Origin of the sequence: Amycolatopsis sp. NPDC021455 (assembly GCF_040640995.1) — a bacterium.
Taxonomy (GTDB): domain Bacteria; phylum Actinomycetota; class Actinomycetes; order Mycobacteriales; family Pseudonocardiaceae; genus Amycolatopsis.
In genome coordinates this window covers 38,216-58,517 of record NZ_JBFACT010000050.1, presented here as the reverse complement: position 1 = coordinate 58,517, position 20,302 = coordinate 38,216, and the positions used below count along the sequence as shown (strand labels likewise).

Below are 20,302 nucleotides of genomic sequence, written 5' to 3'. Positions count from 1 at the left end.
CGCTAGCCCCGAGACGGGCTCGTGCGCGGATCTTCACCGGCGAGGGGTTGCGCCCGGGCCGCCGGGTGCGCAGGCTCGACGTCGTGAGCGAGCACGAGTACGACCTCATCGTCATCGGTACGGGTCCCGGCGGACAGAAGGCCGCGATCGCCGCGGCGAAGCTCGGCAAGCGGGTGGCGGTCGTCGACCGGCACGACATGGTCGGCGGGGTGTGCGTCAACACCGGCACGATCCCGTCCAAGACACTGCGCGAAGCGGTGCTCTACCTGACCGGCATGAACCAGCGCGAGCTCTACGGCGCGAGCTACCGCGTCAAGCAGGACATCACCATCGCCGACCTGCTGGCCCGCACCCAGCACGTGGTCGGGCGCGAGGTCCAGGTCGTGCGCGCGCAGCTGCTGCGCAACCACGTCGACCTCGTCGTCGGCACGGGCTCCTTCGCCGACCCGCACACCGTCCTCGTCGAAGGCCGCCACCACGGGGACCGGCGGACGCTGAGCGCGGACTACGTCGTGATCGCCACCGGGACCCGGCCCGCGCGGCCGAAGCAGGTCGACTTCGACGCCGCGCGCGTGCTCGACTCCGACGAGATCCTGCGGCTCGAGCAGATCCCGTCGTCGCTGGTCGTGGTCGGCGCCGGCGTGATCGGGATCGAGTACGCGTCGATGTTCGCCGCGCTCGGCTCGCGCGTCACCGTCGTCGAGCAGCGCGACCACATGCTGGACTTCTGCGACCCCGAGATCGTCGAGTCGCTCAAGTTCCAGCTGCGCGACCTCGGCGTTACGTTCCGCTTCGGGGAGAAGGTCGCCGACGTCGCGGTGTCCGACGACGCGACCATCACCACCCTGGTCAGCGGCAAGCGCATCCCGGCCGACGGCGTCATGTACTCCGCGGGCCGCCAGGGCATGACCGGCGACCTCGCCCTGGAAGCCGCGGGCCTGACGGCGGACGAGCGCGGCAGGCTGGTGGTCGACGAGCACTACCGCACCGAGGTGCCGCACATCTACGCGGTCGGCGACGTGATCGGCTTCCCGGCCCTCGCGGCGACGTCGATGGACCAGGGCAGGCTCGCGGCGTACCACGCGTTCGGCGAGCCGGCGAACGGCCTGGGCGCGCTGCAGCCGATCGGCATCTACACGATCCCGGAGATCTCCTACGTCGGCGCGACCGAGGCCCAGCTGACGTCGTCGTCGGTGCCGTACGAGGTCGGCATCGCCCGCTACCGGGAGCTGGCGCGCGGCCAGATCACCGGCGACAGCTACGGCATGCTGAAGCTGCTGGTGTCCACGACGGACCGGAAGCTGCTGGGCGTGCACGTGTTCGGCACGGGCGCGACCGACCTCGTCCACATCGGACAGGCGGTGATGGGCTGCGGCGGCACGGTCGACTACCTCGTCGACGCGGTGTTCAACTACCCGACCCTTTCGGAGGCGTACAAGGTCGCGGCCCTGGACGCGACCAACAAGATCCGCGCCCTGGACCGCTTTTCGTCCTGAGCCGCCTCACGAGACAGCCGCCAGCTCGCGCAGTGTGGCGCCGATCCGGCCGGCCAGCTCGGCGTCGGCGAGCGCGGCTTCCGCCAGCAGCGCTTCGGTGGTGGCGGCGAAGGCACGGCGGAGTTCGGCCGCGTCCAGGGACCGCGCGAGCGTGCCGGAAAACGAGGCCGTGACCTCGGCGGGCAGGTCGTCGGTACCCCGGGCTTGCACCGCGGGCAGCCCGTAGCGCAGGCACGCGAGGGCGAGCGCCTGCTCACGCATGCCGTTGATCATGAAGCCGGCCTGCCACACCCGGCCCCTGGCGATGCTCGACCGCGCGTGCAGGGCGTGCAGCCAGCCCATGCCGATCAACCACTCCGCCGCGGGCGGCCGCACCTGCTCCTGCTCCGCCGCGGCCCCGAACAGCAGCCGGAACTTCGGGCCGGTCGCGCCGAACCGGGCCACCGGCCAGAACGAGAGGTCGACCTGCAGGGTGTTCCGCAGCAGGAAGACCCGGAACAGCGTGTCTCCCAGCGGCATGTCCAGGTACGTGAGCACGTCGTGGCCGGCCATCCGGTCGGTCCAGTCGGCGACCACCTGCTCGTGGTCCGCGTCCGGGGCCACCGACAGCGCCAGGTCGATGTCGGACCAGGCGTCCTCCCGGCCGAGCGCCGCGGAGCCGGTCAGGGCCGCGGCCACGATCCGCGGGTCCTGCCGTGCCGCCGAGATCAGGCTGTCGCGCAACTGCTCTCGCTGTTCCGGGGTGAACACGGTGGGCGACGCTATCAGGGAGATGTGACCCGCTCGTCTCGAACAGGTTTGACACCTCTCTAGAACGTATGTTCGACTGGCGCCGTGCGATGGGATCGGCAGCGAGCAGGGGAGGGTGAGCCGGCACTGCCCGGGCTGGAGGGCCTGGTGCGTTCGGTGCGGTCACCGGAATTCGACGGCGTCACCTTTCACGAGGTGCACGCGCGGTCGGTGCTGAACAAGGTGCCCGCGGGGTCCGGGGTGCCGTTCGGCTGGACCGTCAACCCCTACCGCGGCTGCTCCCACGCCTGCACCTACTGCCTCGAAGGCGGCACCCGGATCCTGATGGCCGACGGCCGGACGAAGGCGCTGTCCGAGCTGAAGGCGGGCGACGAGATCTACGGCACGCGCGGCCACGGCGCGTCCCGGCGGCTGGTGCCCACCCGGGTCCTGGCCCACTGGACGACCCTGCGCGACGCCTACCGCGTCACCCTGGAGGACGGCACCCGGCTCGTCGCCGGCGGCGACCACCGGTTCCTCACGGCCAAGGGCTGGAAGCACGTCACCGGCAGCAAGTTCGGCGCCGCGCAGCGGCCGCACCTGGAGCCCGGCACCGAGCTGATCGGCGTCGGCCGGTTCGAGCCGACGCCGGACGAGACGCTCGGCTACCGGGCCGGTTACCTGTGCGGGATGCTGCGCTCCGGCGGGTTCGCCGCCGAGACCGACGCCGCGACGCGCGCGCTGCGGTACCTGCCGGACTTCGGGGCGTCGGTCGCGTTCCTGCAGGTGCCGCCCGATCCGGACGCGCACTGGCAGCGCGGGTTCCTGGCCGGCGTCTTCGACCTCGCGGGCGGCTACGGCCGCGGGCAGCTCGCCGTGGCGCACGACGAGCCCGAGATCGCCGACGCGTTCGTCGCCGCGCTCGCCCGCTTCGGCTTCGCCCACCAGCTCGACGAGGTCCCGAAGTTCCCGACCCGCCAGGAGGTCCGGCTGCTCGGCGGGATCGGCGAGGTGCTGCGCTTCCTGCACGTGAGCAACCCCGCCGTGGGCTGGAAGCGGTCGCTCGACGGCGCGGTGATCGGCGCGAGCCGCCGCCGGGTCGAGGCGATCGAGCCGCTGGGCCTGCAGCTGCCGCTGTTCGACATCACCACCGGCACCGGCGACTTCGTGGCCGACGGCATGGTGTCCCACAACTGCTTCGCCCGGAACACCCACACCTACCTCGACTTCGACGCCGGCCGCGACTTCGACACCCAGGTGGTCGTGAAGATCAACGCCCCGCAGGTGCTGGCGGCGCAGCTGAAGAAGCCGTCGTGGCGGCGCGAGCACGTCGCGATGGGCACCAACACCGACCCGTACCAGCGTGCCGAGGGCCGCTACCGGCTGATGCCGGGGATCATCACGGCCCTGGCCCGCTCGGGGACGCCGCTGTCGATCCTGACGAAGGGCACGGTGCTGGCCCGGGACCTGCCGCTGCTCCAGGACGTCGCCCGCGACGTGCCGGTGGGCCTCGCCGTGTCGATCGCGCTCCTCGACGAAGAGCTGCAGCACCGCCTCGAACCGGGGACGCCGAGCCCGCGGGCGCGACTGGAGCTGGTCCGCAAGGCGCGTGAAGCCGGGTTGCCGTGCTCGGTGCTCGTGGCGCCGGTCCTGCCGTACCTGACCGATTCGCCCGAGGCCCTCGACGCGCTGTTCGCGCGGCTCGCCGACGCCGGCGCGTCGAGCGTGACGGCGTTCGCGCTGCACCTGCGCCCCGGCGCCCGCGAGTGGTTCGGCCGCTGGCTGGCCGGTTCGTACCCGGCGCTCGTCCCGCGGTACCGGGAGCTGTACGCGCGCGGCAGCTACGTCCACAAGGAGTACCGGGAGCGGCTGGCGCGGCGGGTCGCGCCCTTGCTGCGGCGGCACGGACTGGCACCCAGGACGGGGAACGACCCGGCGCCCGCTCCCCGGGAGGAGGAGCCCGCCGCCGAACAGCTCCGGCTGCTGTGAAGGTCCTTTGTGGACTCACCGGGTGACGTACTGGGCCGTTCGCGTTAATTCGAGCGCTTTAGAGGCGCGTTGTCGCGGGCTTGCGGGAGAATGTCCGATCGTGTCGTTGTCGTCCTGTGTCACCGGCGCTTAACGTCGAGGGGATCGATCCCGAAGGGAGCCGGACGTTGACGACCTCGCAGACCGACCGGGTCGCGGCCGCCCGGCTCGCTTGGGCCGCGCTGAAGCTGACCCGGGCCGGACGGCACCCGGTGGGCGTCGACCGGCTGGCCGCGACCGTCGGCGTCGCCCCGGCCGAAGCCCGGCGGCTGGTCGAGCTGATCGGGTTCACCCTGCGCAACGACCTCGTCTCGACCGGCCCGGCGCCGCGCGGCGCGCACCACCGCCTCGAGCCGGCCGAAGGCACCCTCGGCGCGGGCCCGGACGGGACGGTCGACATGTTCCTGCTGGCCATCGCGACGGGGGAGCGGGTGCACGCGACCGCGACCTGCCCGGTCACCGGGACGCACATCCGCATCGAGCTCACGCCCCACGCGATCCTCCAGGCCGACCCGCCGACGGCGGTGGTCGCCGCGGTCGACCTCGGCTTCGGGCTGGAGCACGTCGAGGCGATGGCCTGCGCGGGCCAGCCGTTCTTCGCCTCCGCGTCGGCGGCGGCGAACTGGCTCGTCTCGCACCCCGGGGGCCGCATCTACCAGGTCGCCGCCTACCTCGCCCAGGCCCACCGGCTGGTGGCGGCGCTGGAGATCCGCCCGAAGTTCGTCCTCTGACACCCCCAAGGGGCACTTTCCCGTGAAAGTGCCCAGGCTGAGCTTTCACGTGAAAGCTCCGGGGCCGGGACGCCGGGCGAGCCTGCCGACGTCGTAGGCTGGGCTGTTCGTTAGCCTTTCCAGTGGCGAACCACCCATGTCGAAGGAGAGCAGTCGCAGTGCTCCGCACCCACCAAGCCGGCACCCTGCGTGCCGGACAAGCCGGACAGACCGTCACCCTCACCGGATGGGTGGCCCGGCGGCGCGATCACGGCGGCGTCATCTTCATCGACCTCCGCGACGCCAGCGGCGTCGCCCAGGTCGTCTTCCGCGAGGGCGAGATGGCCGAGCGCGCGCACGCGCTGCGGTCCGAGTTCTGCGTCAAGATCGTCGGCGAGGTCGCGAAGCGCCCCGAGGGCAACGCCAACGCCGAGATCCCCACCGGCGAGATCGAGGTCCTCGCGACCGCGCTCGAGGTGCTGTCCGAGTCCGCGCCCCTGCCGTTCCCGATCGACGACCGCGTCGACGTCGGCGAAGAGGTCCGGCTCAAGCACCGCTACCTGGACCTGCGCCGCAGCGGCCCGGCCGCCGCCATGCGGCTGCGCAGCGAGGTCAGCCGCGCCGCCCGCGAGGTGCTGCACGCCCAGGACTTCGTCGAGATCGAGACCCCGACGATGACCCGCTCGACGCCCGAAGGCGCCCGCGACTTCCTGGTCCCGGCCCGGCTCAAGCCCGGCTCCTGGTACGCGCTGCCGCAGTCGCCGCAGCTGTTCAAGCAGCTGCTCATGGTCGGCGGCATGGAGCGGTACTACCAGATCGCCCGTTGCTACCGCGACGAAGACTTCCGCGCCGACCGGCAGCCCGAGTTCACCCAGCTCGACATCGAGATGAGCTTCGTCGAGCAGGACGACGTCATCAAGCTCGGCGAGGACATCGTCTCGGCGCTGTGGAAGCTGATCGGGCACGAGATCCCGCGGCCCATCCCGCGCATCACCTACCACGAGGCCATGGCCAAGTACGGCTCCGACAAGCCGGACCTGCGCTTCGACCTCGAGATCACCGACATGACGGAGTTCTTCGCCGACACGCCGTTCCGCGTGTTCCAGGCCCCGTACGTCGGCGCGGTCGTCATGGCGGGCGGCGCCGACCAGCCGCGCCGCCAGCTCGACGCGTGGCAGGAGTGGGCGAAGCAGCGCGGCGCGAAGGGCCTCGCGTACATCCTCGTCAACGAGGACGGCACGCTCGGCGGCCCGGTCGCCAAGAACCTGTCGGAGACCGAGCGCGAGAACGTCGCCGCCGCCGCGGGCGCCAAGCCCGGCGACTGCATCTTCTTCTCGGCCGGCAAGGCGTCGAGCACCCAGCCGCTGCTCGGCGCGGCCCGCGACGAGATCGGCAAGCGGCTCGGCCTGATCGACGAGAACGCCTGGTCGTTCGTGTGGGTCGTCGACGCGCCGCTGTTCGCGCCGGTCGAGGACATCGGCGACGACGTCGCCGTCGGCTCGGGCAAGTGGACCGCGGTGCACCACGCGTTCACCTCGCCGACGCCGGAGTGGATCGACAAGTTCGAGCAGGACCCGGGCAACGCACTGGCCTACGCCTACGACATCGTCTGCAACGGCAACGAGATCGGCGGCGGCTCGATCCGTATCCACCGCGGCGACGTCCAGAAGCGCGTCTTCCAGCTGATGGGCCTCGGCGAGGAGGAGGCGCAGGAGAAGTTCGGCTTCCTGCTCGACGCCTTCCAGTTCGGCCCCCCGCCGCACGGCGGCATCGCGTTCGGCTGGGACCGGATCGTCATGCTGCTGGCCAAGGCCGACTCGCTGCGTGACGTCATCGCGTTCCCGAAGACCGGCGGCGGCTACGACCCGCTGACCGCGGCGCCCGCGCCGATCACCGCGCAGCAGCGCAAGGAGGCCGGCATCGACGCGAAGCCGGCCCCCGCCCCGCAGAACTAGTGCTGCACCTGAGGGCCGTGTGCCCGCCGGACAAGACCGCCGAGGCGCTCGAAATCCTGCGGGCCCACGCCGGGACGGCGCACCTCATCGTGCACCGCGGTGCCGCCGTGGAACCCGCGGGCGACCTGGTCGAGGCCGACGTCGCGCGCGAGGCGGCGGACGAGATCGTCGACGCGCTGTGCGGGCTCGACCTCGACCACACCGGCGGCATCACGCTCGAAGCGCTCGACACCGCGCTGTCCGACGCCGCCGACAACGCGGAGGAGGCGGCGCCGGGCGAAGCGGCCGACGCCGTCGTCTGGCAGGAGCTGCTCGGCCGGACGGGTGAGGAGTCGCGGCTGAACGTGACGTTCCTGGCGTTCCTCACCATCGCCTGCCTGCTCGCCGCCGTCGGCGTGCTCACCGACTCCTCGGTGACGATCGTCGGCGCGATGGTCGTGGGGCCGGAGTTCGGGCCGCTGGCCGCGCTCGCCGTCGGGACGGTGCTGCGCCGGTGGGACCTGGTCCGGCAGGCGGGCGCGGCCCTCGGCGTCGGCTTCCCGCTGGCGATGGTCGTCACGCTGGGCGCGGCGCTGCTCTTCCGGGCGACCGACGTCCTCGGCGAGCGCGCGTTCGAGCTGCGGCAGCACAACGAAGTCGACTTCGTGTTTTCCGTCGGGGCGCCGTCGCTGGTCGTCGCGATGCTCGCCGGCGCGGCCGGGATGCTCGCCATGACGTCGTCGAAGTCGGCCGCGCTGGTGGGCGTGTTCATCTCCGTGACCACGGTGCCCGCCGCCGGTTACGCGGTCGTCGCGGCCGTGGCGGGGGAGTGGAGCCGGTGCCTCCAGTCCGTCGGGCAGCTGCTGGTCAACCTTCTCGGAATCGTTGCAGCTGCGGCCATTGTGTTGATCGTGCGCCGGAATGGGCAACGTTCACCCGCGGGAATGCGTCCGCTTTCACGCGGATGACCCGTGTCCGGGCGGGATGCGTCTTCTTGTCCGGATGTCAGTAGTCATGGTTGCTCAGTCACGAGTAGGGTCGGTGCCAATGACAGTCGACACCTCCTCCACCGGCGACGCTGGGGTCGGGGCAGGAGCCGAGCACCCCGCCGTCGCGGCGGCGGTCACGGCGGGCGAGTCGGTTCTTTCGCGCCGGTTCGGCAGTGCGATCACCCTGGTCGCGCCGGAGGACCTCGCGGGGAGCGGGCCCGCCACGGTGGTCCGCGCGAGGGTGGTGTCGTCGTCGTTCGCGCTGCCGCGCACGCTGGTGATCAAGCACTACCCGGATCCGCCGGAGCCGGGCGAGGCCGACCCGTTCGCGCAGGAGGCGGTCAGCTACCAGCTGTTCACCGCGCTCTCGCCGGAGGAGCGGATGTGCCCGGAGCTGCTGGCCCACGACGGCCGCGACCGCGTGCTGGTGCTGGAGGACCTCGGCCGCACGCCGACGCTGGAGGACAAGCTCTACGCGCGTGACTCCCGCGCGGCCGAGCGCGCCCTGTTGTCGTGGGCGCGGTCGCTGGGCCGGCTGCACGCGAGCACGGCCGGGCGCGAACCGGACTTCAACGCGCTGCTGCGCCGCCTCGGCGGCCCGGCTCGGGCCGGCTCCGGTGGCGTCGACGAGCTGTGCGAACGGGTGCCTTCGCTGCTCGAGGAGCGGCTCGGCCTCGGAGTGCCGGACGCGGTCCGCGCCCAGGTGACGGCGGCGCTGGAGCAGTCCCGGGCGCCGGGCTTCCGGGCGTTCAGCCCGGTCGAGCTGAGCCCGGACAACAACCTGGTCACCGGCGAGGGCGTCCGGTTCCTCGACTTCGAGTACGGCTGCGTCCGATCGGCCCTGGTCGACGCCGCCCACCTGCGGCTGCCGTTCGCGAGCTGGCCGGACGCGCTGGCCCTGCCGGCCGGGATGAGCGAGGCGATGATCGCGGCGTGGCGAGCGGAGGTGGTGGGAGTGTGGCCGGCCTTCGCCGACGACGACGTCCTCGCCGGCCACCTGACGGCCAGCGAGCTGCTGCGGGTCTGGCTGATCACGGGCGAGGAGCTGGGCTCGCTGGACTTGTCCCGCCAGGCGGCCCCGGTGAGCCGCGAGGCGGCGTTCGTGACCTGGTGGCGGGATCTGGCCAAGCACGCGGGGTACGTCCGGATGACGGCGGTGGCCGAGTTCGCGGCCAAGGTGGCGGCGGCACTGGCGGCACGGCTGGGGCCGCACGCCGACCTGGCGTTCTACCCCGCGTTCCGCTGACCGGCCCCATGCGCCCCAATGTGGCGTTCGTTGCGTTGGACGCACCGAACGCCACATTGGGTGCTCCATCCATGCCCCCACCGCCACCCTCAACGGAGGCGCTTCGCGCCGCAGTGCTGATTCAACGCACCCAACGCCACATTGGGGCGCTTCGGGCGCCACGAACCGGATGTGTCCGGCGGCCGTGAGGTGAGTGTCAAGAATTAGGCCCGGTGTCGGGGGCGCGTTACCTCGTCCTCACCGGGTGTGAGTCTCCGTGGCCGATGGTCTTGGACGTGACCGTGATGAGCGTCGATGTCACTCCCCGGCCCGAGTACCCCGAACCGCCGCTCAAGCGAGCCCGGCGCCTGGTCGTCCTCGGCGATTCCACCGCCGTCGGGCTCGGTGATCCCCTGCCGCGGCGGGGTGGCTGGCGCGGCGTCGGCCCCTTCGTCGCCGCCGCGCTCGGCATCGAAACGGGCGGCTACCTCAATCCCTCCTTCGCCGGGGCACGGATGCGGTGCGTGCTCACCGAACAGGTTCCCGCCGCCGTCGCCCACCGGCCCGACGTCGCCCTGCTCGTCGCCGGCATGAACGACACCCTTCGCCCCGATTTCGATGCCACCCGCATCGCCGCCGACCTCACCGAAGTGATCCGGCGGCTGCGCGAGATCGGGACCACCGTGCTGCCCGTCCGGTTCCACGACCACAGCAAGGTGTTCCGCCTCCCGCCGTCGCTCAAGCGCGCTCTCAGCGCCCGCGTCGCCGAACTCAACGCGGCCATCGACGACGTCGTCGCCCGCGAAGGCGTGCCGTGCCTCGATCTCGAGCGGCTGCCCGGCGCCTACGACCTGGCCTCCTGGAGCGTCGACCGGCTGCACCCCTCCGAGCTGGGCCACCGCATGCTCGCGAGCGGCTTCACCGGGCTGCTCGCCGACGCCGGGTTCGCCGTGCCGGAACCGGTGAGCCTCGCCTGCGGTGGCGGCGTCGAACCGAGCACCACGGGACACCTGGGGTGGCTGGTGCTGAAGGGAATCCCGTGGCTCTGGCGCCGCGGCCGCGAGTTCCTGCCCTACGCCGCCGTCATCATGTGGAACTCGTTCCGCGCCCGCTGAACACCCGCAGCGCTTCGACGTCCGAAGCCGGGTTGCGGACGAAGAAGTCCGCCCACTCCTCGATGCCGGGATAGGCCGACCGGGAGACGAGGAAGCGGCACGCCGCCTCGGCGTCGTACTCCGTCCGCCGCAGCTGGACGCCGCCGTCGAGCAACGCCCAGTGCGCACCCCTTGCCCCGTAAGGCATTCCGACACTTCCGGGGTTCACCACCAGCCGCCGGTCCGCGAGCCGCACGAACGGCATGTGCGTGTGCCCGCAGACGATCGTCGACGCCGAAATGCCGTCCAGGACCTCCGCCCAACGCTCCGGAGGCGAGTCCACCAGCACGATCTCCGTGTCGTCGCGCGGAGTCGCGTGGCAGAACAGGACGCCGTCGAGCGTCACCGTCAGCGGCAGCGCGTCCAGTACGGGCAGGTGCTCGGGCCGCAACTGCTGTGCCGCCCACGGGAAGATCGGGTCCGGGACGAACGTCCCCGAGCCGCGGGCTGACTCGGCCAGTTCGCGGTCGGCGTTGCCCCGCACCCAGTCCGCCCGCGAACCCAGCGCCCGAAGCCGTTCGAAGGTCTCCACCGGCATCGGGCCCGCCAGCATGTCGCCGAGGAGCACGATCCGGTCGGCGGAGCGCACGTCCGGCTCCGCCAGGACCGCCTCCAGCGCCGGGAGGACCCCGTGGATGTCCGACAGCACCGCCACCTTCATCGCCCCACCTTCGGGCACGGCGGGCGCCCCGGGCGAGGGTGTTCGCCCAGGGCGCAACCGGCCTACGCCGTGGTGAGCGGCAGCTCCCGCACCCCCGTCATGTTCGGGTTGACCTGGAACTTCGGCGGCTCACCCGGGATCGTGCGCAACGCCGGGTAGCGGTCGAACAGGATGTTCAGCGCCACCCGGCCCTCCAGCCGCGCGAGCGGCGCGCCGATGCAGAAGTGGATCCCGCGGCCGAACGCCAGGTGCGGGTTCGGGTCGCGCAACGGGTTGAAGTCGCCCGGATCGGTGAACACCCGCTCGTCCCGGTTGGCCGCCGCCACCCAGATCATCAGCAGCTGGTCGGCGGGCACGGTGACGCCACCCACCTCGACCTCCCGGTTGGTCGTGCGGGCCACCGCCGCGAACGGCGTGAGGAACCGCAGCGATTCCTCGATCGCCGGCGGCACGAGCGACCGGTCCGCGCGGACCCGCTCGTCCCACTCCCGGTGCGTGTCCAGGCACAGCACCGAGTTCCCGAGCAGCATCGTGGTGGTGATGTGCCCGGCCAGCAGCAGGATGTTGGCGAAGTTGACGACCTCGTTGCGGGACAGCCGTTCGCCGTCCACCTCCGCCTCGACCAGCTTCGTCAGCAGGTCTTCGCGCGGCTGCTTCCGCCGCTCGTCGACGTGCACGCCGAGGTAGTCCGTGAGCGACTTCTGGCCCTCCAGGGACTTCTTGATCGCCTCGTCCTGCTTCTCGTCCTTCTTCACCAGCGAAAGCTGCTCGGAGGACTCGAACATCTTGTCCACCCAGCCCTTGAACAGGTGCCGGTCGCTCGCCGGGACGCCCAGCAGCTCGGCGATCACGATCACCGGCAGCGGGTAGGCGAGGTCCTCCACCAGCTCCAGCCGTCCGGGAGTGCCGACGGCGTCGAGCATCTCGTGGGTGATCGCGGCGATCCGCGGCTCGAGGTCGGCCACCACCTTCGGCGTGAAGGCCCGGCTGACGAGCTTGCGCATCTTGTTGTGCAACGGCGGGTCCAGCTGCAGGAGGTTGCCCGCCGTCATCGCTTCGAGGTCGGCGTCCGGCATCATCTCCTTCGGCACCAGCCGGGTCGTGTCGGAGGAGAACGTCGCCGGGTCGCGGAGGATCTCCTCGATCTCCGGGTGCCCGTAGACGTTCCACATCCCCAGTTCCGCGGCGAACTCGACGCGGTTTTCCGGCTGCTTCCCCCGCAGCCAGAACTGGGAGGCGTGGAGTCCCCAGGTGTCCGCCAGTGTGGTGGTCATTTCCGCCCCTTCTTTCCCCTGTGTGGCCCCGGGATCAGCCGGGTGCCTTGGCGGGATCGTGTGCGTAGATCCCGTTCCGGTAGCCCGAGACGAGCTCCTCGAGCGACGCGCCCAGTTCCGCCGCCACTTCCACGACCGCCGCGGGATCGGGCTCGCCGGGTGGTTCGAACGCGGCGCGGATGACGTGCGCGAGGGCTTCCGCCCTCGCCTCCAGCGGGATGCCGTCGAACTCGTCGGTGAGCGTTCCGCCGAAGTAGAAGCCGACCGTCGCGGCGTTGAGCGCGAAGGACAGGTTCGGCACGTCCGTCCGGACCAGGCCGTGCCGCAGCATCGTGTCCTCGAACTGCGCGCGCAGCTCGTCCTGCTGCTTGCGCAGGGCGAGGTCGCCCATCGAGCCGAACATCTCGGCGTTGCCGCGCAGCATGGCCATGACCAGCGGCCGGCGATGGGTGGTGAGGAACGACGCCGGGATCATCCGGTGCGGGAGGATCATCGCCGGGTCCGCCTTGATCGCGGCCAGGATCTCGTCGGTGAGGTCGGCCGATTCGCGCATCATCAGCGCCTGGAACAGCAGCTCCTTGTTGCGCCAGTGCAGGTAGACGGTGCCCTTGCCGATGCCGACCGCGCGCGCGATGTCGTCGATCGCCACCTTGCGGTAGCCCATGCGCAGCAGCAGCTCGCCCGCCGCGTCCAGGATGCGGTCGGCGCGTTCGCGGTTGGGATGACTCATGCGTTCCACCTGCGGTTCGTTGAGCGTTTGACCTGTTGACCGGAATCGCACTTTCGGTCAGCCAGTCATCACGACGGTAGCGCCGAGCAGGGGACCACGGCAAGTGGTTCTGTCGGTGGGGTCGGTTAACGTCATCGGTGTGGCACAGGACGAGCTCTTCACCGTGAACGCCGACATCGCGCCGCCGCCGGAGCGCACGGGGTCGAACGCGGGCGCGGAACCGCAGGCGGACCCGGCCAGCTCCCCGCTGGCCGTGCGGATGCGGCCGCGCTCGCTCGGCGAGGTCGTCGGCCAGCAGCACCTGCTGCGCGAAGGCGCGCCGCTGCGGCGGCTGGTCGAGGGCGCCGCGCCGGCGTCGGTGCTCCTCTACGGCCCGCCGGGCACGGGCAAGACGACGCTGGCCAACCTGGTCTCGATCGCCACCGGCCGCCGGTTCGTCGCGATGTCCGCGCTTTCGGCCGGGGTCAAGGAAGTGCGCGGCGTCATCGAAGAGGCGCGGCGGCGGCGTCAGTACAACGCCGAGAACACCGTGCTGTTCATCGACGAGGTGCACCGGTTCTCCAAGACCCAGCAGGACGCGCTGCTCGGCGCGGTCGAGGACCGCACCGTGCTGCTCGTCGCGGCGACGACGGAGAACCCGTCGTTCTCGGTCGTGTCCCCGCTGCTGTCGCGGTCGCTGGTGCTGCAGCTGCGCCCGCTGACCGATGCCGACATCACCGAGCTGATCGACCGCGCGCTGGCCGACGAGCGCGGCCTCGGCGGTGAGCTGACGCTGACCGAGGACGCGCGCGCCCACCTCGTCCGGCTCGCGGGCGGGGACGCGCGCCGCGCGCTCACCGCACTGGAAGCGGCGGCCGACGCGGCTTCGGCCACCGAGGCGAAGACGATCGACCTGGCCATCGTAGAGTCCACTGTGGACAAGGCGGCGGTGCGCTACGACCGCGACGGCGACCAGCACTACGACGTGATCAGCGCGTTCATCAAGTCGATCCGCGGGTCCGATGTGGACGCCGCGCTGCACTACCTGGCCCGGATGATCGAAGCGGGGGAGGACCCGCGGTTCCTCGCCCGGCGGCTGGTCGTGCACGCCAGCGAGGACGTCGGCCTGGCCGACCCGACGGCTCTGCAGGCGGCGGTCGCGGCCGCGCACGCGGTGCAGTTCATCGGCATGCCGGAGGGGCGGCTGGCACTGGCCCAGGCCACGATCCACCTGGCGACCGCGCCGAAGTCCAACGCCGTGGTCACCGGCATCGACGCCGCGCTGGCCGACGTCCGCGCCGGCCTGGCCGGCACCGTCCCGCCGCACCTGCGCGACGGGCACTACGCCGGAGCCAAGAAACTGGGCAACGCGCAGGGCTACCGGTATCCGCACAACGTGCCGGAAGGCGTGCTGGCGCAGCAGTACCCGCCGGACGAGCTGGTCGGCCGCGACTACTACGAGCCGACGCAGCGCGGCGCCGAGCGCACGCTCGCCGAGCGCGTCCCGAAGCTGCGCCGGACGATCCGCGGACAGTGATCTTCCGGTGAAGGGATCTCTGCGTGAAGGAGGCTTCACGCCGGGTTGAACACTGTTCGCCCGGATCCCGGGTGCGGGCGCCGGGCGGCCTCGCGTTTCGTAAGCTCGCGCACTGAGGCGGCCCGGAACGCCGGAAGGGCCCCCGCGACGGCAGGAGGCGTACCCGTGCCCGCGACGTTGCAGTGCATCGTCTTGGACTGTCCGGAACCGCTCGTGCTCGCCCGCTTCTACCAGGCGCTGCTCGGCGGCGAGGTGGACCGGCCCGACCCGCGCTGGCGGGTCGACGAGGACTGGTCGACCCTGCACGTGGACGAGCTGGTCCTGGGGTTCCAGCGAGCGCCGGACCACCGGCCGCCGAGCTGGCCCGACCCGGCCTTCCCCCAGCAGTTCCACCTCGACTTCGAGGTCGACGACTTCCGGGAGTCCCACCACGTGGTCCTGGCGAACGGCGGCCGCCTGCTCGACCCCGACCTCGGCGGCCGCGGCTGGCGCGTCTACGCCGACCCGGCGGGCCACCCGTTCTGCCTCCTCGGCGACTACTGAGCCTGCAGGCGCGGCTCGCCTTCGGCACGATGGCCGCATGACTGTCGCGTTTCTCGGAACCGGGATCATGGGCGCCCCGATGGCGGCCAACATCGCCAAGGCGGGCCTCGACGTCCGGGTCTGGAACCGGACCCGCGAAAAGGCCGAGCCCCTCGCCGACGTCGCGACGGTGGCCGAGTCGGCGGCGTCGGCGGCCGAAGGCGCGGACATCCTCGTGACGATGCTGGCCGACGGCCCCGCGGTCGCCGAAGCCTTCGAAGGCGCTTCGCCGGCTTCGGGGACGTTGTGGCTGCAGATGAGCACGGTCGGCCTCGACTGGACCGACCGCCTGGCCGCGACGGCCGAGAAGGCGGGCGTGGTGTTCGTCGACGCGCCGGTGCTCGGCACCCGGCAGCCCGCCGAGCAGGCGCAGCTGCAGGTCCTGGCGTCCGGCCCGGAAGAGGCGCGCCCGAAGGCGACGCCGGTGTTCGACGCGGTCGGCATGAAGACGCAGTGGCTCGGCCCGGCCGGCCGGGGCAGCCGCCTGAAGCTGGTGATGAACGCGTGGGTGCTGGCGCTGACCAACGGCACCGCCGAAAGCCTCGCCCTCGCCGGGGCGCTGGGCATCGACCCGGCGCTGTTCCTGGAGACGATCAAGGGCGGCGGCCTGGACGTCGGCTACGCGCACGTGAAGGGCAGCGCGATGCTGTCCGGCGACTACCCGGCGGCGTTCCCGGCCGGGCTGGCGGCGAAGGACGCCCGCCTGGTGGTCGAAGCGGCGGCCGACGACGTCGACGTCGCGGGGGCGAAGGCGGTCCTGGCGCACCTGGAAGCCGCGGTGGAAGCGGGCCACGGCGACGAAGACATGGCAGCGCTCTACCGCGCGGTCGTCAAGGAGCGATGAGCGTCGCGAGCCGGTCGACGCCGACGCCGCTCGTCATGAGGCGTTCCTTCGCGTTGCCCAGCAGCTTGCGCGTCCACGGCGTGAAGCCGCCGTCGCCGACTTCGGCGAGTTCGCCGCCGAAGGACGCGTACACCGTGAAGCAGAGTCCCTCGTAGTACCCGCCTCGGCCGCCTTGGCGCTCCGGGAACGGGCGGGCGGGCACGTCCACCGTGTCGAGCAGTCCCTCGAACCGCGGGTCGAGCACGGTCACGGCCAGCTCGACGGCAGACGCGCCCAGCGCCCGGCAGCCCGCCACGATCAGCCTGACGTGCTCGGCGGCGTGCTGCCGCTCGAACTCCAGGTTGCCGGTGTCCCGGCCCGCCGTCACCGCGCCGAACATCGAGAAGTGCGCGTACCGCCCGGGCCGGTCGAAGTGCTGGGCGCGCACCACGCGCTGGACCGTCGCCAGCCGGACCGGAGCGGGACCCGTGCGCCGGACCGCCGCTTCGAACGCCAGCCCGGTCGTCGGATCCGCGGCGACCTCGGTGCCGCGGCCGGTCGGCACCACCCGGTGCTGCGCCAGCCCGGCCACCGCCGAGTGCGTGCCCAGCGGCACCAGCGGCGCGAGCGTGACCAGGTCGAACGCGGAAGCCGCGCCCAAGAGCGCGTCCTCGACCCGCCGCAGCGCGGCGAACGGCAGCGGGCTCGGCGCGACGAACCGGTCGTCGCGGTGCCGGCGCAGCACGTCGGGCCCGGACAGCCGCGCCGCGCGGCGGCGCGCCACCTCCAGCTGGACCGTCGTCAAGTCGGCACCGGGCAGCTCGGCCAGCACGTCGGCCGCCGCGCCGGCCGGCCCGGCGAGCACCCGGCCACCGGGTCCGTCGTCGTGTCCCATCGCCCAGGTGTACCGCCCCGCGACGGCCCGGGCGAGCCGTTTTCCGGGCCGGGCGGGGTGACACGGTCGGGGACCCGGCCAGGCGGTAACCTCAGTCGGCAATCCCGACCCCCGAACCGAGGAGGGCCCGTGTCGGCAGGGCAGATCGCCGCGCTGATCGCCGCAGGAGCATTCGTGGTGCTGGTCGTCCTGCTGGCGATCCCGCTGATCAAGCTCGGCAAGACGCTGGACGCGGCCACCGAGGCGATCGAGCGCACCAACAGCAACACCGATCCGCTGCTGATCGGCGCGAACGAGACGATCACGCACGTCAACACCCAGCTCGAGCGGGTCGACGGGATCACCGCGAACGCGCAGGCGGTCACCGGCAACGTCTCCGCGCTGACTTCCGTGTTCACCGCGACCCTCGGCGGCCCGCTGGTCAAGACCGCGGCGCTGTCCTACGGGCTGAGCAAGGCGATCAGGGCGCGCAAGAAGAAGAGCGCCTTGAAGGCCGCGCGGAAGGCCGGCAAATGAGGCGGCTGTTCTGGCTGGGCGTCGGCGTGGTCGCCGGTGTCGCGCTGTCCCGCAAGGCCGCCGAAACCGCTCGTCAGGCCACTCCCGCCGGGTTAGCATCGAACCTGGGGGACGCCGTGCGCGAGCTGGCCGGCGCCGTCGGATCGTTCGGCGCCGAGGTGCGCGCGGGCATGAACGAGCGGGAACAGGAGCTGCACGACATGGTCGAGGAGCGGACGGGCGTCACGGCGCCCAGCGCCGGCGGACGGCACGCGGCCGCCCGGCGCCCGGTCCGGCGAGCTCGCCGGGCGGAGGGCTGATCCGGGCCTGCCCGGAACCCCTTCGCCGTCGCCGCCGACCCCGTTCTTCGCCACCAGCTACAAGGACTGACCCGTGGACACACACGAAATCACCGATCGTTTCCTGCGCCATTTCGAGGGCAAGGGGCACACGCGCGTGCCCAGCGCGCCGCTGATCCTCGACGACCCGAACCTGCTGTTCGTCAACGCCGGCATGGTGCAGTTCAAGCCGTACTTCCTCGGTGAGGCGCCGCCGCCGTACCCGCGGGCGACCTCCGTGCAGAAGTGCGTGCGCACGCCGGACATCGACGAGGTCGGCAAGACCACCCGGCACAACACGTTCTTCCAGATGGCCGGCAACTTCTCTTTCGGCGACTACTTCAAGGAAGGCGCCATCGAGTACGCCTGGGAGCTGATCACCAAGCCCCAGAGCGAAGGCGGCTACGGCCTCGACCCCGACCGCCTGTGGGCGACCGTCTACGAAGAGGACGCCGAAGCGGCGGGGCTGTGGAAGAAGATCACCGGCCTGCCCGGCGAGCGCATCCAGGCGCGCGACATGGTCGACAACTTCTGGTCGATGGGCATCCCCGGCCCGTGCGGTCCGTGCTCGGAGATCTACTACGACCGCGGCCCGGAGTACGGCCGCGAGGGCGGCCCGGTCGTCGACGAGGACCGCTACATCGAGATCTGGAACCTGGTGTTCATGCAGAACATCCGGGGCGAGGGCAGCGGCAAGAAGGACTTCCCGATCCTCGGCGAGCTGCCCGCGAAGAACATCGACACCGGCATGGGCGTCGAGCGGGTCGCGACGATCCTGCAGGGCGTCGAGAACGTCTACGAGACCGATCTCGTGCGCCCGGTCATCGGCCGCGCGGAGGAGTTCTCGGGCCGCCGTTACGGCGCGAACCACGCCGACGACGTCCGCTTCCGCGTGATCGCCGACCACGCCCGCACCGGCGTCCTGCTCATCGGCGACGGCGTCACCCCGGGCAACGACGGCCGCGGCTACGTGCTGCGCCGCCTCCTGCGCCGCATCGTCCGCTCCACGCGGCTGCTGGGCGTGCAGGAGCCGGTGCTGCAGGAGTTCGCGAAGGTCGTCCGCGACACGATGGGCCCGACCTACCCCGAGCTCGTCGACGGCTTCGACCGGATCAGCGAGGTCGTCCGGATCGAGGAGGAGGCGTTCCTCTCGACCCTGACGTCCGGTTCGCGCATCTTCGACCTCGCGGCCGAGGAGACCAAGCGCGGCGGCGGGGACGTGCTCGCCGGCGACAAGGCGTTCCAGCTGCACGACACCTACGGCTTCCCGATCGACCTCACCCTCGAGATGGCGGCCGAGCAGGGCCTGACCGTCGACGAAGAGGGCTTCCGCACGCTCATGAACGAGCAGCGGACCCGCGCGAAGGCGGACGCGGCGGCCCGCAAGACCGGCCACGGCGACCTCTCGGAGTACCGGAAGGTCCTGGAGCAGCACGGCGAGACCGAGTTCCTCGGCTACACCGACCTGCAGGCGGAGGCGAAGGTCGTCGCGCTGCTCGAGGACGGGCAGCCGGTCCGCAGCGTCTCCGCGGGCAAGAAGGCGGAGCTGGTCCTCGACCGGACGCCGTTCTACGCCGAGAGCGGCGGCCAGGTCGCCGACACCGGCGTGCTGGTCGGCGACGGCGTCGAGCTGAAGGTCCTGGACGTCCAGAAGATCGTGCCGGGCCTGTACGTGCACCGTGTCGAGGTGGAGCAGGGCGAGGTCGGCTTGGACACCAGGCTCACCGGCTCGGTCGACGCGCACCGCCGCTTGTCCATCGAGCGCTCGCACTCCGCGACGCACCTGGTGCACGCGGCCGTCCGCGGCGCGTACGGCAAGCGCGCGGCGCAGGCGGGCTCGCTGAACTCGCCGGGCCGCATGCGGTTCGACTTCACCACGCCCGGCTCGGTGTCGTCGGACGTGCTGACCGAGGTCGAGGAGGAGGTCAACGACTACCTCCAGACCAACGTCGAGGTGCAGAGCTACACCACGACCAAGGACAAGGCCCTCGAGCTGGGCGCGGTCGCGCTGTTCGGCGAGAAGTACGGCAACGACGTCCGCGTGGTCGACATGGGTGACTACTCCCGCGAGCTCTGCGGTGGCACGCACGTCGAGCGGATCGGCCAGCTCGGCCTGGTCAAGCTGGTCTCCGACGCCTCCATCGGCTCGGGTGTGCACCGCGTCGAGGCGCTGGTCGGCACCGACGCGCTGAAGTACGTCCGCAAGGAGCAGCTGCTGGTCTCGCAGCTGGCGAACACCTTCAAGGTGCCGTCGGACCAGCTGCCGGGCCGCATCGACGACGTCCTGACCCGGCTGAAGAACGCCGAGAAGGAGATCGCCCAGCTGAAGACCCAGCAGGTCCTCGGCTCGGCGGGCGCGCTCGTCGACAAGGCGCAAGAGATCGGCGGGGTCACGGTCGTGGCCGAGGTCGTCCCGGACGTCGACGGCAACGGCCTGCGCGCGCTCGCGTCGGACATCCGCGGCCGGCTCGGCTCGCGGCCCGGCGTGGTGGCGCTGTTCTCGCCGGCCGGCGAGAAGCTGAGCTTCGTCGTCGCGACGACCAAGGCGGCCCAGGACAAGGGCATCGCCGCGGGCAAGCTCGTGCCGTCTTTCGCCGAGAAGATCGGCGGCCGGGGCGGCGGCAAGCCCGACATGGCCCAGGGCGGCGGCACGAACCCGGCCGGCGCGGCCGAAGCCGTGACGGCCCTGCGCTCGGCGATTGCCGGCATTGGTTAACCGCGGA

Annotated in this window: 18 protein-coding genes; 13 read left to right on the top strand and 5 right to left on the bottom strand. The window is 71.8% G+C overall.

Annotated features, from left to right (window positions below; all coding sequences use genetic code 11):
- Window positions 1–83: 83 nt before the first annotated feature.
- Window positions 84–1,496, top strand: a complete 1,413-nt coding sequence (sthA, locus tag AB0G28_RS36220; protein WP_361099940.1) for a Si-specific NAD(P)(+) transhydrogenase — start codon at window positions 84–86, stop codon at window positions 1,494–1,496.
- 6 nt (window positions 1,497–1,502) lie between these two features.
- Here sthA and AB0G28_RS36215 read toward each other — a convergent pair whose 3' ends face one another.
- On the bottom strand, window positions 1,503–2,246 hold the full coding sequence (locus tag AB0G28_RS36215; protein ID WP_361099937.1) for a nucleotidyltransferase domain-containing protein: 744 nt from the start codon (window positions 2,244–2,246) through the stop codon (window positions 1,503–1,505).
- An 84-nt stretch (window positions 2,247–2,330) separates the two neighbouring features.
- Between AB0G28_RS36215 and AB0G28_RS36210 the strand changes: the two genes are divergently transcribed.
- The 6 genes from AB0G28_RS36210 (at window position 2,331) to AB0G28_RS36185 (ending at window position 10,226) form a co-directional block, all read left to right on the top strand.
- Entirely contained in the window at window positions 2,331–4,214 is a 1,884-nt protein-coding gene (locus tag AB0G28_RS36210; RefSeq protein ID WP_361099934.1) for an intein-containing Rv2578c family radical SAM protein, read from the top strand.
- Window positions 4,215–4,381: 167 nt separating this feature from the next.
- Complete coding sequence (gene merB / locus AB0G28_RS36205; protein ID WP_361099931.1) at window positions 4,382–4,984, top strand: organomercurial lyase; 603 nt, start codon at window positions 4,382–4,384, stop codon at window positions 4,982–4,984.
- Window positions 4,985–5,142: 158 nt separating this feature from the next.
- On the top strand, window positions 5,143–6,918 hold the full coding sequence (gene aspS, locus AB0G28_RS36200; protein ID WP_361099928.1) for an aspartate--tRNA ligase: 1,776 nt from the start codon (window positions 5,143–5,145) through the stop codon (window positions 6,916–6,918).
- Window positions 6,918–7,865, top strand: coding sequence for a DUF389 domain-containing protein (locus AB0G28_RS36195; protein WP_361099925.1), 948 nt, complete (start codon window positions 6,918–6,920; stop codon window positions 7,863–7,865). Before aspS ends, AB0G28_RS36195 begins: the two co-directional genes overlap by 1 nt.
- Before the next feature lie 79 nt (window positions 7,866–7,944).
- A complete protein-coding gene (locus AB0G28_RS36190) occupies window positions 7,945–9,132 on the top strand; it encodes a phosphotransferase (RefSeq protein WP_361099922.1) in 1,188 nt (395 codons plus the stop codon).
- A gap of 263 nt (window positions 9,133–9,395) precedes the next feature.
- Window positions 9,396–10,226 carry an SGNH/GDSL hydrolase family protein gene (locus AB0G28_RS36185; RefSeq protein ID WP_361099919.1) on the top strand — a complete coding sequence of 277 codons (831 nt, stop codon included), beginning with the start codon at window positions 9,396–9,398 and terminating at the stop codon, window positions 10,224–10,226.
- Here AB0G28_RS36185 and AB0G28_RS36180 read toward each other — a convergent pair.
- The 3 genes from AB0G28_RS36180 to AB0G28_RS36170 form a co-directional block, all read right to left on the bottom strand.
- Window positions 10,198–10,926, bottom strand: coding sequence for a metallophosphoesterase family protein (locus tag AB0G28_RS36180; protein WP_361099916.1), 729 nt, complete (start codon window positions 10,924–10,926; stop codon window positions 10,198–10,200). The genes AB0G28_RS36185 and AB0G28_RS36180 overlap by 29 nt on opposite strands.
- Window positions 10,927–10,988: 62 nt before the next feature.
- Window positions 10,989–12,200 carry a cytochrome P450 gene (locus AB0G28_RS36175; RefSeq protein ID WP_361099913.1) on the bottom strand — a complete coding sequence of 404 codons (1,212 nt, stop codon included), beginning with the start codon at window positions 12,198–12,200 and terminating at the stop codon, window positions 10,989–10,991.
- Between the two features lie 34 nt (window positions 12,201–12,234).
- A complete protein-coding gene (locus AB0G28_RS36170; RefSeq protein WP_361099910.1) occupies window positions 12,235–12,930 on the bottom strand; it encodes a TetR/AcrR family transcriptional regulator in 696 nt (231 codons plus the stop codon).
- A 139-nt stretch (window positions 12,931–13,069) separates the two neighbouring features.
- Between AB0G28_RS36170 and AB0G28_RS36165 the strand changes: the two genes are divergently transcribed.
- From AB0G28_RS36165 to AB0G28_RS36155, 3 genes are all read left to right on the top strand, one after another.
- Entirely contained in the window at window positions 13,070–14,446 is a 1,377-nt protein-coding gene (locus AB0G28_RS36165; protein ID WP_361099907.1) for a replication-associated recombination protein A, read from the top strand.
- Between the two features lie 165 nt (window positions 14,447–14,611).
- The gene (locus AB0G28_RS36160) at window positions 14,612–14,989 is read left to right on the top strand and encodes a VOC family protein (RefSeq protein ID WP_361099904.1); all 378 of its coding nucleotides are present in this window, start codon (window positions 14,612–14,614) and stop codon (window positions 14,987–14,989) included.
- Window positions 14,990–15,026: 37 nt separating this feature from the next.
- Window positions 15,027–15,872 carry an NAD(P)-dependent oxidoreductase gene (locus tag AB0G28_RS36155; RefSeq protein ID WP_361099901.1) on the top strand — a complete coding sequence of 282 codons (846 nt, stop codon included), beginning with the start codon at window positions 15,027–15,029 and terminating at the stop codon, window positions 15,870–15,872.
- On the opposite strand, the gene AB0G28_RS36150 is transcribed toward AB0G28_RS36155, so the two are convergent.
- Entirely contained in the window at window positions 15,859–16,746 is an 888-nt protein-coding gene (locus AB0G28_RS36150; RefSeq protein WP_361099898.1) for a hypothetical protein, read from the bottom strand. The two genes, AB0G28_RS36155 and AB0G28_RS36150, sit on opposite strands and share 14 nt — an antisense overlap.
- Window positions 16,747–16,875: 129 nt before the next feature.
- Here AB0G28_RS36150 and AB0G28_RS36145 point away from each other — a divergent pair, with 129 nt between their 5' ends.
- The 3 genes from AB0G28_RS36145 (at window position 16,876) to alaS (ending at window position 20,295) form a co-directional block, all read left to right on the top strand.
- Window positions 16,876–17,262 carry a DUF948 domain-containing protein gene (locus tag AB0G28_RS36145; RefSeq protein WP_093951788.1) on the top strand — a complete coding sequence of 129 codons (387 nt, stop codon included), beginning with the start codon at window positions 16,876–16,878 and terminating at the stop codon, window positions 17,260–17,262.
- Window positions 17,259–17,561, top strand: a complete 303-nt coding sequence (locus AB0G28_RS36140) for a hypothetical protein (RefSeq protein WP_361099895.1) — start codon at window positions 17,259–17,261, stop codon at window positions 17,559–17,561. The genes AB0G28_RS36145 and AB0G28_RS36140 overlap by 4 nt, the downstream gene beginning before the upstream one ends.
- Window positions 17,562–17,634: 73 nt before the next feature.
- Window positions 17,635–20,295, top strand: coding sequence for an alanine--tRNA ligase (alaS, locus tag AB0G28_RS36135; protein ID WP_361099892.1), 2,661 nt, complete (start codon window positions 17,635–17,637; stop codon window positions 20,293–20,295).
- Window positions 20,296–20,302 lie beyond the last annotated feature (7 nt).

Coding starts and splice junctions, on each gene's coding strand:
- AB0G28_RS36190 (WP_361099922.1), top strand. CDS start 7,945: ATGACAGTCGACACCTCCTCCACCGGCGACGCTGGGGTCGGGGCAGGA.
- AB0G28_RS36185 (WP_361099919.1), top strand. CDS start 9,396: ATGGTCTTGGACGTGACCGTGATGAGCGTCGATGTCACTCCCCGGCCC.
- AB0G28_RS36180 (WP_361099916.1), bottom strand. CDS start 10,926: ATGAAGGTGGCGGTGCTGTCGGACATCCACGGGGTCCTCCCGGCGCTG.
- AB0G28_RS36175 (WP_361099913.1), bottom strand. CDS start 12,200: ATGACCACCACACTGGCGGACACCTGGGGACTCCACGCCTCCCAGTTC.
- AB0G28_RS36170 (WP_361099910.1), bottom strand. CDS start 12,930: ATGAGTCATCCCAACCGCGAACGCGCCGACCGCATCCTGGACGCGGCG.
- AB0G28_RS36155 (WP_361099901.1), top strand. CDS start 15,027: ATGACTGTCGCGTTTCTCGGAACCGGGATCATGGGCGCCCCGATGGCG.
- AB0G28_RS36150 (WP_361099898.1), bottom strand. CDS start 16,746: ATGGGACACGACGACGGACCCGGTGGCCGGGTGCTCGCCGGGCCGGCC.
- AB0G28_RS36140 (WP_361099895.1), top strand. CDS start 17,259: ATGAGGCGGCTGTTCTGGCTGGGCGTCGGCGTGGTCGCCGGTGTCGCG.